The organism is Mycobacterium toneyamaense, from assembly GCF_055384815.1.
Genome location: NZ_AP040333.1, coordinates 3,604,094 through 3,618,966, shown reverse-complemented (window position 1 = coordinate 3,618,966; position 14,873 = coordinate 3,604,094). Strand labels below are relative to the sequence as shown.

At 67.9% G+C, this 14,873-nt stretch carries 14 protein-coding genes; 9 read left to right on the top strand and 5 right to left on the bottom strand.

Annotated features, from left to right (window positions below; translation table 11 throughout):
* Positions 1-45: 45 nt before the first annotated feature.
* Positions 46-405, bottom strand: a complete 360-nt coding sequence (locus ACZ5IQ_RS17480; RefSeq protein WP_212814105.1) for a DUF1844 domain-containing protein — start codon at positions 403-405, stop codon at positions 46-48.
* A gap of 260 nt (positions 406-665) precedes the next feature.
* Here ACZ5IQ_RS17480 and infC point away from each other — a divergent pair, with 260 nt between their 5' ends.
* The 4 genes from infC (at position 666) to ACZ5IQ_RS17460 (ending at position 2,743) form a co-directional block, all read left to right on the top strand.
* Complete coding sequence (infC, locus tag ACZ5IQ_RS17475; RefSeq protein WP_082981636.1) at positions 666-1,265, top strand: translation initiation factor IF-3; 600 nt, start codon at positions 666-668, stop codon at positions 1,263-1,265.
* Between the two features lie 69 nt (positions 1,266-1,334).
* Positions 1,335-1,529 carry a 50S ribosomal protein L35 gene (gene rpmI / locus ACZ5IQ_RS17470; RefSeq protein WP_020103309.1) on the top strand — a complete coding sequence of 65 codons (195 nt, stop codon included), beginning with the start codon at positions 1,335-1,337 and terminating at the stop codon, positions 1,527-1,529.
* A gap of 42 nt (positions 1,530-1,571) precedes the next feature.
* Positions 1,572-1,961, top strand: a complete 390-nt coding sequence (gene rplT, locus ACZ5IQ_RS17465; protein ID WP_029121325.1) for a 50S ribosomal protein L20 — start codon at positions 1,572-1,574, stop codon at positions 1,959-1,961.
* Positions 1,962-2,002: 41 nt separating this feature from the next.
* The gene (locus ACZ5IQ_RS17460) at positions 2,003-2,743 is read left to right on the top strand and encodes a TrmH family RNA methyltransferase (RefSeq protein ID WP_212814108.1); all 741 of its coding nucleotides are present in this window, start codon (positions 2,003-2,005) and stop codon (positions 2,741-2,743) included.
* Positions 2,744-2,750: 7 nt separating this feature from the next.
* On the opposite strand, the gene ACZ5IQ_RS17455 is transcribed toward ACZ5IQ_RS17460, so the two are convergent.
* Positions 2,751-3,992, bottom strand: a complete 1,242-nt coding sequence (locus tag ACZ5IQ_RS17455; RefSeq protein WP_212814110.1) for an acyl-CoA dehydrogenase family protein — start codon at positions 3,990-3,992, stop codon at positions 2,751-2,753.
* Between the two features lie 4 nt (positions 3,993-3,996).
* Entirely contained in the window at positions 3,997-5,025 is a 1,029-nt protein-coding gene (locus tag ACZ5IQ_RS17450) for an oxygenase MpaB family protein (RefSeq protein ID WP_212814112.1), read from the bottom strand.
* 203 nt (positions 5,026-5,228) lie between these two features.
* On the opposite strand from ACZ5IQ_RS17450, the gene ACZ5IQ_RS17445 reads away from it, so the two are divergent.
* From ACZ5IQ_RS17445 to pheT, 3 genes are read left to right on the top strand one after another with little or no spacing between them, the layout of a single operon-like run.
* Complete coding sequence (locus ACZ5IQ_RS17445) at positions 5,229-6,131, top strand: adenylate/guanylate cyclase domain-containing protein (RefSeq protein WP_212814114.1); 903 nt, start codon at positions 5,229-5,231, stop codon at positions 6,129-6,131.
* 56 nt (positions 6,132-6,187) lie between these two features.
* The gene (gene pheS, locus ACZ5IQ_RS17440) at positions 6,188-7,231 is read left to right on the top strand and encodes a phenylalanine--tRNA ligase subunit alpha (protein WP_212814116.1); all 1,044 of its coding nucleotides are present in this window, start codon (positions 6,188-6,190) and stop codon (positions 7,229-7,231) included.
* Positions 7,231-9,717, top strand: coding sequence for a phenylalanine--tRNA ligase subunit beta (gene pheT, locus ACZ5IQ_RS17435; RefSeq protein WP_406802541.1), 2,487 nt, complete (start codon positions 7,231-7,233; stop codon positions 9,715-9,717). The genes pheS and pheT overlap by 1 nt, the downstream gene beginning before the upstream one ends.
* Positions 9,718-9,823: 106 nt before the next feature.
* On the opposite strand, the gene ACZ5IQ_RS17430 is transcribed toward pheT, so the two are convergent.
* Positions 9,824-12,556 (bottom strand): ATP-binding protein, encoded by a 2,733-nt coding sequence (locus ACZ5IQ_RS17430; RefSeq protein WP_464481480.1) that lies wholly within the window; start codon positions 12,554-12,556, stop codon positions 9,824-9,826.
* A gap of 24 nt (positions 12,557-12,580) precedes the next feature.
* On the opposite strand from ACZ5IQ_RS17430, the gene ACZ5IQ_RS17425 reads away from it, so the two are divergent.
* Complete coding sequence (locus ACZ5IQ_RS17425) at positions 12,581-13,036, top strand: winged helix-turn-helix transcriptional regulator (RefSeq protein ID WP_061007338.1); 456 nt, start codon at positions 12,581-12,583, stop codon at positions 13,034-13,036.
* On the opposite strand, the gene ACZ5IQ_RS17420 is transcribed toward ACZ5IQ_RS17425, so the two are convergent.
* Positions 13,023-13,844: an alpha/beta fold hydrolase gene (locus tag ACZ5IQ_RS17420; RefSeq protein WP_061007337.1), complete on the bottom strand. Its 822-nt coding sequence runs from the start codon at positions 13,842-13,844 to the stop codon at positions 13,023-13,025. The genes ACZ5IQ_RS17425 and ACZ5IQ_RS17420 overlap by 14 nt on opposite strands.
* A gap of 160 nt (positions 13,845-14,004) precedes the next feature.
* Here ACZ5IQ_RS17420 and ACZ5IQ_RS17415 point away from each other — a divergent pair, with 160 nt between their 5' ends.
* Entirely contained in the window at positions 14,005-14,868 is an 864-nt protein-coding gene (locus ACZ5IQ_RS17415) for an alpha/beta fold hydrolase (protein WP_464480044.1), read from the top strand.
* Positions 14,869-14,873: the final 5 nt, after the last annotated feature.

Below are 14,873 nucleotides of genomic sequence, written 5' to 3'. Positions count from 1 at the left end.
GGACAATATGCGGTGAAACCGGGAAGTGTCTGCAGGGCCCCTGAGCTACCAGACCGGGCCGGTGTACTTCTCGCCCGGACCGTGGCCGGGCTCGTCGGGCGCCGCGCTCGCCTCCCGGAACGCCAGCTGCAGGCTCTTGAGGCCGTCCCGGACCGGGCCGGCGTGCAGTCCCAGATACTCGGCCGAGGCCTGCACCAGGCCGGCCAGCGCGGTGATCAGGCGCCGGGCCTCGTCGAGGTCGCGGTGCGGGCTCTCGTCGGGGTCGGCGTCGGCCAGCCCGAGCTTCTCGGCGGCCGCGCTCATGAGCATGACGGCGGCGCGGGTGATCACCTCGACGGCGGGGATCTCGGCCAGCTCCCGTACCTGGGCTTCGTCGGCGTCACGCATTATGTTCGGGTCGGTCATGACTGCTAGAGTGTCATGCGCGACCGTCCTGGCTTACGTCAGGACAGCAAGTGGAGTCCCACCTCCCACCGTCGGCCTCACGGCTTGGCGGTCCGGTCACAGGCACATTGTGCCTGTTCTGCGTTGTGCGCAGGCGGCGTGAGCCGTGATCGGTCGGCAATGGGCCCTGCTATGTGCAGGGCTTTTCTGTTCATGCGAACAGATGGCTGAGCCGGGTGTGACCTCTACTGAACAAGTAATGGAACAACCCGGGAGGCCCCATCAGCACTGAGACACGCGTCAACGAGCGCATTCGAGTACCTGAAGTTCGGTTGATCGGACCGAACGGCGAGCAGGTAGGGATCGTGCGCATCGAAGATGCCCTCCGCGTCGCCCAGGACGCCGATCTCGACCTTGTCGAAGTTGCGCCAGGCGCAAAGCCGCCGGTCTGCAAGATCATGGACTACGGCAAGTACAAGTACGAGACGGCTCAGAAGGCACGTGAGTCTCGCAAGAACCAGCAGCAGACCGTCGTCAAGGAACAGAAGCTGCGTCCCAAGATCGACGACCACGACTACGAGACCAAGAAGGGTCACGTCGTCCGCTTCCTCGAAGCAGGGTCGAAGGTCAAGGTGACCATCATGTTCCGCGGACGTGAGCAGTCGCGGCCCGAACTGGGCTACCGACTCCTGCAGCGGCTGGGCGCCGACGTCGCCGAATACGGCTTCATCGAGACGTCCGCCAAGCAGGACGGCCGCAACATGACGATGGTGCTGGCTCCGCACCGCGGCGCGAAGACTCGCGCCAAGGCGGCGCACGACGCCGACGCGCCGGCCGGACGGCCGGCCCCCGCGGCACCTGAATCTGACGCAACCGCGTAACAGCAGTCGCGATTGCCCGCAGCGGTTCCAGCCGCCGCGAGCAACCGCATGGAAAGAAACTGAGGACACATGCCCAAGGCCAAGACCCACAGTGGCGCATCGAAGCGGTTCCGCAAGACCGGAACCGGCAAGATCGTGCGCCAGAAGGCCAACCGCCGCCACCTGATGGAGCACAAGGCCACCAAGCGCACCCGTCGTCTCGACGGTCGCGCCGTGGTTGCTGCCAACGACACCGCGCGTGTCGCCAAGATGCTGGCCGGCTAGTACCGCCCGCTCCCCTCTGAACACCGAAGGATAGGAAATCTCATGGCACGCGTGAAGCGCGCACTGAACGCTCAGAAGAAGCGGCGCACAGTACTGAAGGCCTCGAAGGGTTACCGCGGGCAGCGCTCGCGGCTCTACCGCAAGGCCAAGGAGCAGCAGCTCCACTCGTTGACCTACGCCTACCGCGACCGTCGTGCCCGCAAGGGTGACTTCCGGAAGCTGTGGATCACGCGTATCAACGCCGCCGCTCGCGAGAACGGCGTCACCTACAACCGCCTGATCCAGGGCTTGAAGCTGGCCGGCGTCGAGGTCGACCGTAAGAACCTGTCGGAGATCGCGATCAGCGACCCCGCCGCGTTCACCGCGCTGGTTGAGGTGGCCAAGGCCGCTCTGCCCGCCGACGTCAACGCCCCGTCCGGAGAGGCTGCCTGAGTCTGACTACAGACTCAGCGCTCACCGAGCGATCTGCCCGGGTGGTCGCTGCGGCCAAGCTGCAGCGCCACGTCGGGCGCAAACGCGCCGGGCGCTTCCTTGCCGAGGGACCCAACCTCGTCGAGGCGGCGCTTCGGCGCGGTCTTGTTTCCGAGGTCTTCGCGACCGCGGCCGCGCTGGAACGCTTCGGCGCGCTGCTCGACGGCGCCCCGGTCTCGGTGATCACCGACAAGGCTGCAAAGGCGTTGTCGGAGACCGTCACTCCCGTCGGGCTCATCGCGGTGTGCGCGCTGCCTTCGGTGACGCTCGACGATGTGCTGGCGTCCGGGCCGCGCTTGTTGGCGGTGCCGGTCGGCATGTCGGAGCCCGGCAACGCCGGCACCCTGATCCGCATCGCCGACGCCATGGGTGCCGACGCCGTGGTGTTCGCCGGACACAGCGTCGACCCCTACAACGGGAAATGCCTGCGGTCCTCGGCGGGCAGTATCTTCTCGCTGCCGGTCGTGGTGGATCCCGATGCGGCCGCGGTGGTTTCAGCGATTCGGGCCGGCGGCATCGAGGTGCTCGCGACGGCGCTGGACGCCTCCGTCGACATCCGCTCCGCCGACCTGTCGGCACGTACCGCGTGGCTGTTCGGACCCGAGGCGCACGGCCTGCCCGACGAGGTCATGGCGCTGGCATCGCAGCGGGTGCACATCCCGATGCGGGGGAGCGCCGAGAGCCTCAACGTGGCAGCCGCAGCGTCGATCTGCCTGTACGAGAGCTCCCGGGCCCACTCCTGATCCGGCCTCAGGCGAGCAGCCCCTTGGCGACGTGCGTGATCTGCACCTCGTTGCTGCCGGCGTAGATCATCAGCGACTTGGCGTCACGCGCCAGCTGCTCGACGCGGTACTCGGTCATGTAGCCGTTGCCACCGAACAACTGGATCGCGTCCATCGCGACGTCGGTGGCGGCCTGCGAGCAGTACCACTTCATCGCCGACGCCTCGGCCAGCGGAATCTGGCGGCCGGCCTGGCCGGACTCGATGACGCGGAACAGCATGTTGCGCACGTTCATTCGCGCCACCTCCATGCTGGCCAGCTTGAGCTGGATCAGCTGGAACTGCCCGATCTCCTTGCCCCACAACGTGCGGGTCTTGGCGTAGTCGATGCACAGCCGCAGACATTCCTCGATGATGCCCAGCGACATGGACACCACGCCGACGCGTTCGGCCGAGAAGCTCGACCGGGCGCTGTCGCGGCCGTCGCCGGCCTTGTTCTCCTCGGTCTCGCCGAGCAGCCGGTCGCGGCCCAGCCGCACGTTGTTGAAGAACAGCTCGCCGGTACGCGAGGAGTGAATACCCATCTTGCGGAACGGCTTCGACTGGACGAAGCCCTCCATGCCGCGGTCGAGCACGAAGGTCAGTACCTTGCGGTCGCGCTTGTCGGCCCCGTCACCCTCGTCCAGCTTGGCGTAGACGACGACGACGTCGGCGTCGGGACCGTTGGTGATGAAGGTCTTCTGGCCGTTGAGGATGTAGTCGTCGCCGTCACGCACGACGTAGGACTTCATGCCACCGAAAGCATCTGAGCCCGAATCGGGTTCGGTGATGGCCCAGGCGCCGACCTTCTCGTAGGTCACCAGTCCGGGCAGCCAACGCTCCTGCTGGGCCAACGTGCCGCGGCTCTGGATGGTGGGCACCGTCAGACCCAGGCTGACGCCCACGCCCGTCACCAGACCCGAACTGACCCGGCACAATTCGCTGATCAGCACCATGCCCATGCCGGCCTGGTCGGGTCCGCCGCCGAACATCCCGCCGGACGCCCGGGGCTTGCCGTCCGAGGCCTCACCGGACCGCAGCCGGGACAGCCGTCGCTCCAGCGCCTCCCGTGCCATGACGTCGATTCCGAAGGTGGCGAACAGTTTTCGGATGATCGGGTAGGGCTCCATGTCGCCGCCCTCGAGTTCGTCGAGGTGCGGCCGGATTTCCTTGTCCACGAACTCGCGAACGGCGTCGCGCACGGCAATATCGACGTCGGACCAATCAAGCATCTATTCAGGCAGCCTTTCCGGACACTGAACGGTTCCGCGCGGGACGCAGACCGGCCAACGAGAACGTGGTGTGCACCAGTGACCCGGCGCGCTCCATCAACGACTTGTGACGTGGGACATAATGCATCGGCAGGCCCCAGCGGTCTTTCGGCGGGGCCATGAATCCCGGCGCCTCGACCAGTGGCGCGTCGGCCGGCACGCGCCCGGCGGCCCGGCGATACGCCGCCAATGCTCTTGGGTGCAAACGGATTTCATCGGGGACGGCGAGGAAGGCGAGCTCGACGGCCTTGCCCAGCAGCCGCAGCACCACTTCATCGCCGGGTGTCCAGCGCATGCCGGCCCGTTCCCGGACGGCGGGGTCGAACACACCGGCCGCAACCCAGCGCTGCCCGGCCACGAGAGGCCTGAACATCTGGTCCCACACCGGGGTGGGCATCAGCACGAACCACGGCTTGGGGATTCGGATGGTGAAGATGTCGAGCGTGGCCCGGTTGATCTCCAGCTCTTCGGAACACTTGTGTTCCCAATAGGTTTGGAAGTCCTCCCAGGTCTCCGGGACCGGCCGCATGCTCATGCCGTACATGCGGTACCACTGCACGTGCTCGTCGAACAGCTGGCGTTTCTCGGCCTCGGTCAACCCGCCGCAGAAGTACTCGGCGGTCTTGAGGATCAGCATGAAGAACGTCGCGTGCGCCCAGTAGAACGTCTCGGGATTGAGCGCGTGGTAGCGGCGGCCGTCGTGGTCGACGCCCTTGATGGTCTCGTGATAGCCGCGGATCTGGGCGCCCGTGTCGGCGGCGCGGTCACCGTCGTAGACCACTCCCATGATCGGGTACACCGAGCGCGCGACCCGCTGCAACGGCTCCCGCAGCAGGATCGAATGATCCTCCACGCCGGCCCCCAGTTCGGGATACATATTCTGGATCGCGCCGATCCACACGCCGAGGATGCCGGTGCGCAAGTCGCCGAAGTACTTCCAGGTCAGCGAATCCGGCCCGAGGGGTTCGGCGGCGGGTGTCGTCCGTGGGGTCATGGTGTCCTCGCTCAACGTTGATACCGAGGGTTCTGTGTCGCCACGATAATCGTGACAACGTATGTTGTCCACGATTTGACGATGGTGTTGCCGGGACCGTTACAGAGCGTCCATCGGGTCGCCATAACTCAGTGACCAGCCAGTTTTCCGACGCGCGGCCACGGTCGTTGCCGGTGCCGCGGGCCGCCACCTAGGGTGGCGTCGTGGAAGTCGAATCGTTCGAAGAACGATCCGACGGTGTGGGAGAGATCGGCCCGGCGTCACACGCGGGGCCAGGATCAAGTGGACCGTTGGGGTGGTTGCAGAACACCAATCACAGTCCGGCTGTAATCGGATTCATCAGGCGGGCACGTCGTGCCCTGCCCGGCGACCCCGATTTCGGTGATCCGCTGTCGGTGGCCGGTGTCGGTGGCCCCAGCGCCGCGGCCCGCGCCGCCGATCGGCTTCTGCCACGCGGCGGGGCGTCCCACGAGGTGAGTCTCGCCGGCCTGCAGGTGTGGCAGGCCCTGACCGAACGTGTGTCGGGCCGGCCCGCGAACCCCGAGGTGACCATCGTCTTCACCGATCTCGTCGGCTTCTCCAAATGGTCGCTGAGCGTCGGCGACGAGACCACGCTCCGGCTGCTGCGTCGCGTGGCCCAGGTGTTCGAACCGCCGCTGCTGGAATCGGGCGGCCACATCGTCAAACGCATGGGCGACGGGTCCATGGCCGTGTTCAGCAATCCGGTGACCGCGCTGCGGTCGGTCATCCGCGCGCTCGATGCCCTGAAGGAAGTCGAGATCGACGGCTATCACCCCAAGATGCGGGCCGGCATTCACACCGGGCGGCCGCAGCGCATCGGGTCGGACCTGCTCGGTGTCGACGTCAACATCGCGGCGCGCGTCATGGAGCGGGCCACCAAGGGCGGGCTGATCATCTCGCAGTCCACGCTCGACCGGATCGACCAGCAGTACCTGGACGCCCTCGGCGTGACGCCCAAGAAGGTGCGCAAGCAGCTGTTCGGCCCGAAGACATCGGGCGTGCCCGAGGACCTCGCGATGTACTGGATCAGGCCGCGCAAGGACGCCGGAACCGAACCCGATGACGGGGAGCTCGCCGAAGCCTAGGGTCTGCCGGTCCCGGCGAGTGCGGTGGGCGCGACGCTCGTCGCTATGATCTCCGGGTGGCTGAGCAGGGTGAAGAACTATCGGAAGCAGCATTGACCGCGGCGGTCGAGGCCGCTCGTCTCGCCTTCGACCAGGCCGCTGACCTGGACGCTCTGGCTCGCGCCAAGACCGAGCACCTCGGCGACAAATCGCCCATCGCGCTGGCCCGTCAGGCACTGGGCAGTTTGGCCAAGGAGGACCGGGCCGACGCCGGCAAGCGCGTCAACGTCGCGCGCAGCGCCGCGCAGCAGGCGTACGACGACCGCATCGTGGTGCTGCGCGCCGAGCGCGATGCCGCCGCCCTGGTGGCCGAGCGCATCGACGTGACGCTGCCGACGACGCGGCAGCCCATCGGTGCCCGGCACCCCATCACGATCCTGGCCGAGAACGTCGCCGACACCTTCGTGGCGATGGGCTGGGAACTGGCCGAAGGTCCCGAGGTCGAGACCGAACAGTTCAACTTCGACGCGCTGAACTTCCCGCCGGACCACCCCGCGCGCAGCGAGCAGGACACCTTCCACATCGCGCCCGACGGCTCGCGACAGGTGCTGCGCACCCACACGTCGCCGGTGCAGATCCGGGCCCTGCTGGAACGCGAACTGCCCGTCTACATCGTGTCGATCGGCCGCACCTTCCGCACCGACGAACTCGACGCCACCCACACCCCGGTGTTCCACCAGGTCGAGGGGCTGGCCGTCGACAAGGGCCTGACCATGGCCAACCTGCGCGGGACCCTGGATGCCCTCGCGCGCGCCCAGTTCGGCCCCGAGGGCCGCACCCGGTTCCGTCCGCACTTCTTCCCGTTCACCGAGCCGTCGGCCGAGGTCGACGTCTGGTTCCCGGACAAGAAGGGCGGCCCCGGTTGGGTGGAGTGGGGCGGCTGCGGCATGGTCAACCCGAACGTGCTGCGGGCCTGCGGCATCGACCCCGACGAATACTCCGGATTCGCCTTCGGCATGGGATTGGAGCGAACCCTGCAGTTCCGCAACGGAATTCCCGACATGCGCGACATGGTGGAGGGCGACGTGCGCTTCTCCCTGCCGTTCGGGGTGGGTGCCTGATGCGTATTCCCTACAGCTGGCTGCGGGAAGCGGTCCAGGCCGGGGCTCCCGGCTGGGACGTGTCGCCGGAGGAACTGGAACAGGCCTTCATCCGGATCGGCCACGAGGTCGAGGACGTCATCGCCGCCGGGCCGGTCACCGGTCCGCTGACGGTCGGCCGCGTCGTCGAGATCGAGGAACTGACCGAGTTCAAGAAGCCCATCCGCGCCTGCAAGGTCGACGTGGGTGAAGCCGAGCCGCGCGACATCGTCTGCGGGGCACGGAACTTCGCTGTCGGCGACCTCGTGGTCGCGGCGCTCCCGGGCACCGTGCTGCCCGGTGACTTCAAGATCGCCACGCGCAAGACCTACGGCCGGGTGTCCGACGGCATGATCTGCTCGGCGGCCGAATTGAACTTCGGCTCCGACCATTCCGGCATCATCGTGCTGCCCCCGGGCACCGCCGAGCCCGGTGCGTCGGGCGCCGAGGTGCTGGGGCTGGACGACGTGGTGTTCGACCTCGCCATCACCCCGGACCGCGGCTACTGCCTCTCCATCCGCGGCATGGCACGCGAGATCGCCTGCGCCTTCGACCTGGATTTCGTCGACCCCGCCGACGTGCCGCCCCTGCCCGCCGAGGGCGAGGCCTGGCCGCTGACGGTCCAGCCGGGCACCGGCGTGCAGCGTTTCGGGCTGCGTCCGGTCGTCGGCATCGACCCGGCCGCGGTGTCGCCGTGGTGGCTGCAGCGCCGCCTGCTGCTGTCCGGCATCCGCGCCATCTCACCGGCCGTCGACGTCACCAACTACGTGATGCTCGAGCTCGGCCACCCGATGCACGCCCACGATCGCAAGCTGATCACCGGTGGCTTCGACGTGCGCTTCGCGAAGCCGGGGGAGACCGTCGTCACCCTCGATGATGTCGAGCGCAAACTGGATCCGGGCGACGTGCTGATCGTCGACGACGTGGCCACCGCGGCCATCGGCGGCGTGATGGGCGCCGGTACCACCGAGGTCCGCGACACCACCACCGACGTGCTGCTGGAAGCGGCGGTCTGGGACCCGGCCGCGGTGTCGCGCACCCAGCGCCGCCTGCACCTCGTGAGCGAGGCCAGCCGCCGCTACGAGCGCAGCGTCGACCCGGCGATCTCCCGCGCCGCGCTGGACCGTTGCGCCGCGCTGCTGGCCGAGATCGCCGGTGGCACCGTCGAACCCACGCTCACCGACTGGCGTGCCGAGCACACCGCGCCGGACTGGTCGCAGCCGCCGGTGACCATCTCCGTCGACCTGCCCGACCGCGTCGCCGGCGTCAGCTACCCGGACGGCACCACGGCCCGCCGCCTCATGCAGATCGGCGCGCACGTCACGGTGTCCGGCGCGACCGCCACCGTCGTGCCGCCGAGCTGGCGGCCCGATATGAAGCAGCCCGCCGATCTGGTCGAGGAGGTGCTGCGGCTCGAAGGGCTCGATGCCATCCCGTCGGTGCTGCCGCAGGCGCCCGCCGGCCGCGGTCTGACGGCGGCGCAGCAGCGCCGTCGTGCCATCGGTAAGTCGTTGGCGCTGGGCGGTTTCGTCGAGGTGTTGCCGACACCGTTCCTGCCCGCCGGCGTGCTGGACGCCTGGGGCCTGCCGGCCGACGACCCGCGCCGCGCCACCATCTCGGTGCTCAACCCGCTCGAGGCCGACCGGCCCGCGCTGGCCACCACGCTGCTGCCCGGCCTGCTGGAGGCGTTGGTACGCAACGTGTCTCGCGGTGCGGCCGACGTCGCCCTGTTCGGTATCGAGCAGGTCGTCCAGGCCACGCCGCACACCAAGGCGCTCGCGCCCATCCCGGTGGACCGGCGTCCGACCGACGCCGAACTGGCCGCGATCGACGAGGCGCTGCCGTACCAGCCGCTGCACGTCGCCGCCGTCCTGACGGGCCTGCGTGAGCCGGCGGGCCCGTGGGGCCCGGGTCGTGCGGTCGAGGCCACCGACGCCCTGGAGACCGTGCAGATCATCGCCCGGGCCTGCGGCGTCGACGTGACGCTGCGCGCGGCACAGGAACTGCCGTGGCACCCGGGACGCTGCGCCGAGGTGCTCGTCGGTGACACCGTTGTCGGCTACGCCGGCCAGTTGCACCCGGCCGTCATCGAGCGCACCGGCCTGCCGAAGGGCACGTGCGCCGTCGAGCTGAACCTGGATGCCATCCCGGTCGTCGAGCGCGCCATCGTGCCGTCGGTGTCGCCGTACCCGGCGGTCTTCCAGGACGTCAGCCTGATCGTCGCCGACGATGTGGCCGCCCAGGCCGTGGTCGACGTCGTGCGTGAAGGCGCCGGCGACCTGCTGGAGGACGCACGGCTGTTCGACGTCTACACCGGCCCGCAGATCGGGGAGGGTCGCAAGTCCCTGACCCTGGCCCTGCGGTTCCGGGCGCCCGACCGGACGCTCACCGAGGACGAGGCCAGCGCGGCCCGCGACGCCGCCGTGGCCCTGGCCACCGAGCGCCTCGGCGCCGAGCACCGCCGCTAGTTCAACTTCCCGCGAGCGGGCGTGTTTGTACGCAGACACGCCGCCTGCGGCGTGCATTTTGGGGCCGCTCGCCGGAGCTGCGTGCGCATCGTAGGCATCGGTCAGATCATTGTTGTTGGCCCAACACGGTGTGCAGTTGATTGCGGTTGGTGATGCCGAGCTTGGGGAACATCTTGTAAAGGTGGGCCGCAACGGTTCGGTGTGAAACGTAGATGCGGTCGGCGATCTCCCTGTTGGTCAGCCCTGCGGCGGCCAACTGAGCGATCTGAAGTTCTTGGGAGGTCAGGTCGGAAGCCGGGCCCTGACGCGGAGTCCCGGCAGGGGTGGCCACGCCTGCCGCACGCAGCTCGGCGGCGGCCCGATCGACGAACGGTGCCGCGCCGGCGGCGTCGAATACGGCCAGCGCCGACGACAGATGGGTGCGCGCCTCGGTGATCCGGCGCTGTCTGCGCAGCCATTGCCCATATGCCAGATGCGTTCGGGCCGTTTCGAGTTCGGCATCCGCGTCATCTCCGGCGGTCAGAGCTGCCAGAAAATGGTCCTGTGCCGCATCATCGGTCTGGGCCAACAGCGCGTGTGCGCGATGCGCGAGCATCAACTCCAGGCCGGTCCCCAGCTGTCGCGCCTGATCCTCGATCTCCGCGAGCAGCGGTCGCACCAGTTCGGCTCGGTCGCTGCCGGCCGCGGCCTCGGCGAGATCGGCGACGGCCCACCGCTGGGATGTCCTGTGCCCGGACATTTTCAGTAGGTGTCCCAATGCCTCGGCCGGATCGGCGGTAAACAGTGACAACAGGCCCGCTGCCCAGTGCGCGTCGTCATGCCACAGGATCGCGGGATCGGGAGCCAGCAGTCGACGCGCGGTGGCTATGGTCTCGTGGGCCTGGTCGAACCGGCCCTGCCATACCTGCACCCGGGCCAGGGTGGCCGCCGCCGAGGCCGCGGTCATCGGTAGCTTGATGTCCCGGGCCAGCCGCAGCGCATTCTCGGCCGCGATGGCCGCGGCCTGGATTCGGCCCTCTTGCAACAGCAGGTGCGACGCGCCGCGCTGACTCTCGCATTCGTCGGCGGCTGACCCTGAGGTCCTGGACCTGCTCTGGACCAGCTTCCAGCACTGCATGGCATGCGTGCGGTCGGCGACCGCCTCGGCGGCGAACCCGAGCGCCATCAACAGCAAGGGGTCGTCGGCAACCTCGTTTACGAACCGGGGCAGACGGGTGCGTAGGGCCTGACCCGCGCCGGTGTCGTCCAGCAACGCCATTGCCATGCATACCGCCGGATCGTCCGCGCCGCGATCGAGGCGGCTGATGGCCGCGACGATGTCGCGACGGGGCTCCTCGGCGAGGCCGTGCATGCGGCACTCGATGGCTGCAGCCCACAGCAACCGACGCTGTGCGGCGTCGCCGTCCGTGAACTTGCCGGCGAGCGCCACGAGTTCGGTCGCCGACTGGCCCGATAGCGCAGCGGTCGCATTGAGGACGAATCGGGTGATGGCCAATTGCTCTGCGCTGCAATGCTTGGCACCGAGATTCTCGGCTTCGCCGAGAATGCTGATGGACTCGGCGGTCAGTCCGGAGCTGCGGGCGATCTCGGCCGCTTCGGTCAACCGGCGCACCCGAGAAGACGGTTCTGGGGACAGCACGGCCGCCCGGCGCAGGGCCGCGGCGGATTCGGCGCCGGCGCCGCGCGCATGGGCGTGCCGCGCGGCGCCTTCCAAAGCTGTGGCAACTTGCTCATCGGTGCCGAATGTGGCTTCCGCGCGGTGCCATGCCGCGCGGACCAGGTCCACCGTCGCGTCGGCGAGTGCCCGGTGGACGACTGTCCTCGTGGACAGCGGAGCTGCGCCATAGACCGTCGATCGGATCAACGGATGGCGGACGTGGATCCGGTCGCCGCCCGCCCTGATCAGGCCCGCCCGCTCCAGCGGGGCCAATTCATCGGTGAGTACCAGGCCGAGAAGATCAGCTGCGACGTCGATGTCACGTAGCTGGCCATCACTGGCCGAGATCAATAGCAGCAGCAGGCGGCCGTTGTCGGTCAGATCGTCGAGCTGGGACAGGAAAGCTCGTTCGACCCGGCGGGTCGTGGGCAGCGGCTCACCGGAGAAGGTGGCGCTGCTGCCGCGCTCGCTCAGGGCGCCGGACAGTTCGATGACTGCCAGCGGGTTGCCGCCTGCCTGCTCGAGTACCCGTTGCTGGAGCAGGGCGTCTGCGTCCTGGGCGGTGGTGCTCAACAGTTGACGGGCATGTTCGGGAGCCAAGGGACCCAATGACAATCGAGGCAGACCGTCCAGATATGCGGTGGCGCCATCGAGCCCCGTACGTTCGGCGCACAACATCATCAGCGGTGCATTACTGAGCCGGCGCGCCACGAACGCCAGAACCTCCAGCGAAGACTGGTCCAGCCACTGGACGTCATCGATGATCAGGACGATTCGGCGTCGGCTCGCCGATTCTTCGAGGAGTCCGAGTACCGCCAGGCTGACCATCAGCCGATCTGGCGTCGGGCCTTCGGCCAGGCCAAAAGCGGTCAGCAGGGCCGTGCGCTGGCGGGGTGGTAATGCCGGGGTGTGGTCGAGCACCGGGTGGATGAGTTCGTGGATGCCGGCGAAACCCACTTCGCTCTGGCTCTGCAGGCCCGAACAGCCCAGCCTGCTGTAGCCGTTGGCCACCGCCCAGTCGGCGATCGCCGATAGCAACGTGGACTTGCCGATACCGGCCTCACCGTCGACGACAAGCGCTGCGCCACTTGTGGAGATCGCGGCGAGCGTGTCGGTGACGCTTGACAACTCGGTTGACCGACCGATTATCACCGTTGCCAAGCTAGCAGCCTGAATTGGCATTGCCAACCTAGGTATGGTGTGAGGATGCGCACCGACCCGTGGTCCGACGACGCCTGCCCGATAGCCCGCACGATGGCGGTGCTGGGGCAGCGGTGGGCCATCCTGATCGCCCGCGAGGCATTGCTGGGGCGGTCCCGGTTCTCCGAATTCCGCGAGCAGCTCGGGGTGGCCTCCGATGTACTCAGCGCGCGGCTGGCCGAGTTGGTGGCCGCCGGCATCCTGGAGGTCGAGGATTATCGGGAGCCCGGCGAGCGCACGCGCAGTCGCTACGTGCTCACCGACGCCGGACATGATCTGGTGACAGTGCTCGCCGCGATGGGGCAGTGGGGTCGCAAACACCGGGTCACCACCAAGCGCAGCGGCTACCGGTTCATCGAGAAATCCACCGGCGAGCATGCACTGGTGGTCTTCCGTCGGCACGACGGCATCGCTGTACCTACCCGTGACGTGGCACTCATCGACTCGCTCAACTCCGAATGAAGTCCAGCAGATCGCGATTCAGCTGTTGCTGGTAGTCGCCGTGAATACCGTGGGGGGCGCCCGGATACACCCGTAGGGTGCCGTACCGCACCAGCTCGATCGATTTCGACGCCGCATCGTGGATCGGGACGATCTGATCGTCGTCGCCGTGGGCGATCAGGATCGGCGCTTCGAGGGCCCGCAGATCCGCGGTCAGGTCGGTTTCCGAGAACGCCTTGACGCAGTCGTACGCCGATGCGAGTCCCGCCTGCATGCCCTGGAGCCAGAAATGGTCGATCAGTCCCTGGGAGACGGTGGCACCGTCTCGGTTGAAACCGTAGAACGCCACCGCGAGTTCCCGCCAGTACCCGGATCGGTTGTCCAGTACGCGGGCCCGGATGTCGTCGAACACCGACAGCGGTGTGCCCTCGGGGTTTTCTGCTGATGCCACCATCACCGGTGGCACCGCGCCGACCGTGATCACCTTGCGCACCCGACCGGCGCCGTGGCGTGCCGCGTACCGCACCACCTCGCCACCTCCGGTGGAATGCCCCACAACGACGACGTCGGACAATCGGAGTCCGTTGATCAGCGCCGCCAGGTCTGCGGCGTAGGTGTCCATATCGTTGCCAGACCACGTCTGCTCGGACCGGCCGTGCCCCCGACGGTCGTGGGCGATGGCACGGAAACCGTTGTCGGCGAGGAGTTTCAGTTCCACATCCCACGCGTCGGCGCTGAGCGGCCAGCCATGACTGAAGACCACCGCCGGCCCGGATCCCCAGTCCTTGTAGTACAGCTGCGCCCCGTCGGAGCCCTCGATGAATGGCATGGGTGCCAGTCTGGCCTCAGCTGTCAGACGCGGCCATCAGTCAAACGACCATCGCGCCACGCGGGCCCTCGTCCGCATACCCCCGTAGTCAATTGACGGATACCGGGAGCCGGGCCGAGAACGCAGGCTGGTGACAACGACGACAGCAGGGAGACACCACATGACGGAAGCCTCCACCGCGGTGGGCGCTGCGCACGCCGCCAACCTGGACATCGAGGTCGACGGTGAACGGTTCGCCTACCGGCGCTTCGGTGGTCCTTCGGCCACGGTGCCGCCGCTGGTGCTGCTTCAGCATTTTCGCGGCAATCTCGATTACTGGGACCCAGCATTCCTGGACGTGCTCGCGGCCGACCGTGAGGTGATCACCGTCGACCTGTGCGGCGTCGGAGGCTCCACTGGCGCCACACCCGACAACATCGCGGACATGGCGCGCGGCGCCCTCCGGTTCATCGACGCGCTCGGCCTGAAATCCGTTGATCTGCTCGGTTTTTCACTCGGCGGTCACATCGCCCAGGAGATCGCGCTGGTGCGTCCGCGATTGCCGCGCCGGCTGGTGCTCGCCGGCACGGCGCCGCAGGGTGCTCCCGATCTGCACAGGTGGTCCGAGGACGTCTACGCCTACGCCTGTGCCGACGAGATCACCGCCGAAGGATTCATCGCGCTCTTCTTTTCCGGCTCCGAGAAGAGCGTCCAGCGCGGTTGGGAGTACCTGGCGCGCACCCACGCTCGAGACACCGACCGTGACGCCGAAACCACTCTGGCCTGTCGTGACGCGCAGTACCAGGCGCTGATGACTTGGGGCATACCGGAATCGTCGAAGCTGGAACGGCTTTCGGCCATCACCCAACCGACGCTTGTCGCCAACGGCGACAACGACACCATGATGTCGACCAAGAACAGTTACTTGTTGGCCGAGAGGATCCGCGGCGCCCAACTGCGCATCTATCCCGATGCAGACCACGGATTCCTCGACCAGTATCCGGTCGAGTTCGGCCAGCACGTCCGCCAATTCCTCGGCCGCTAAGGAGA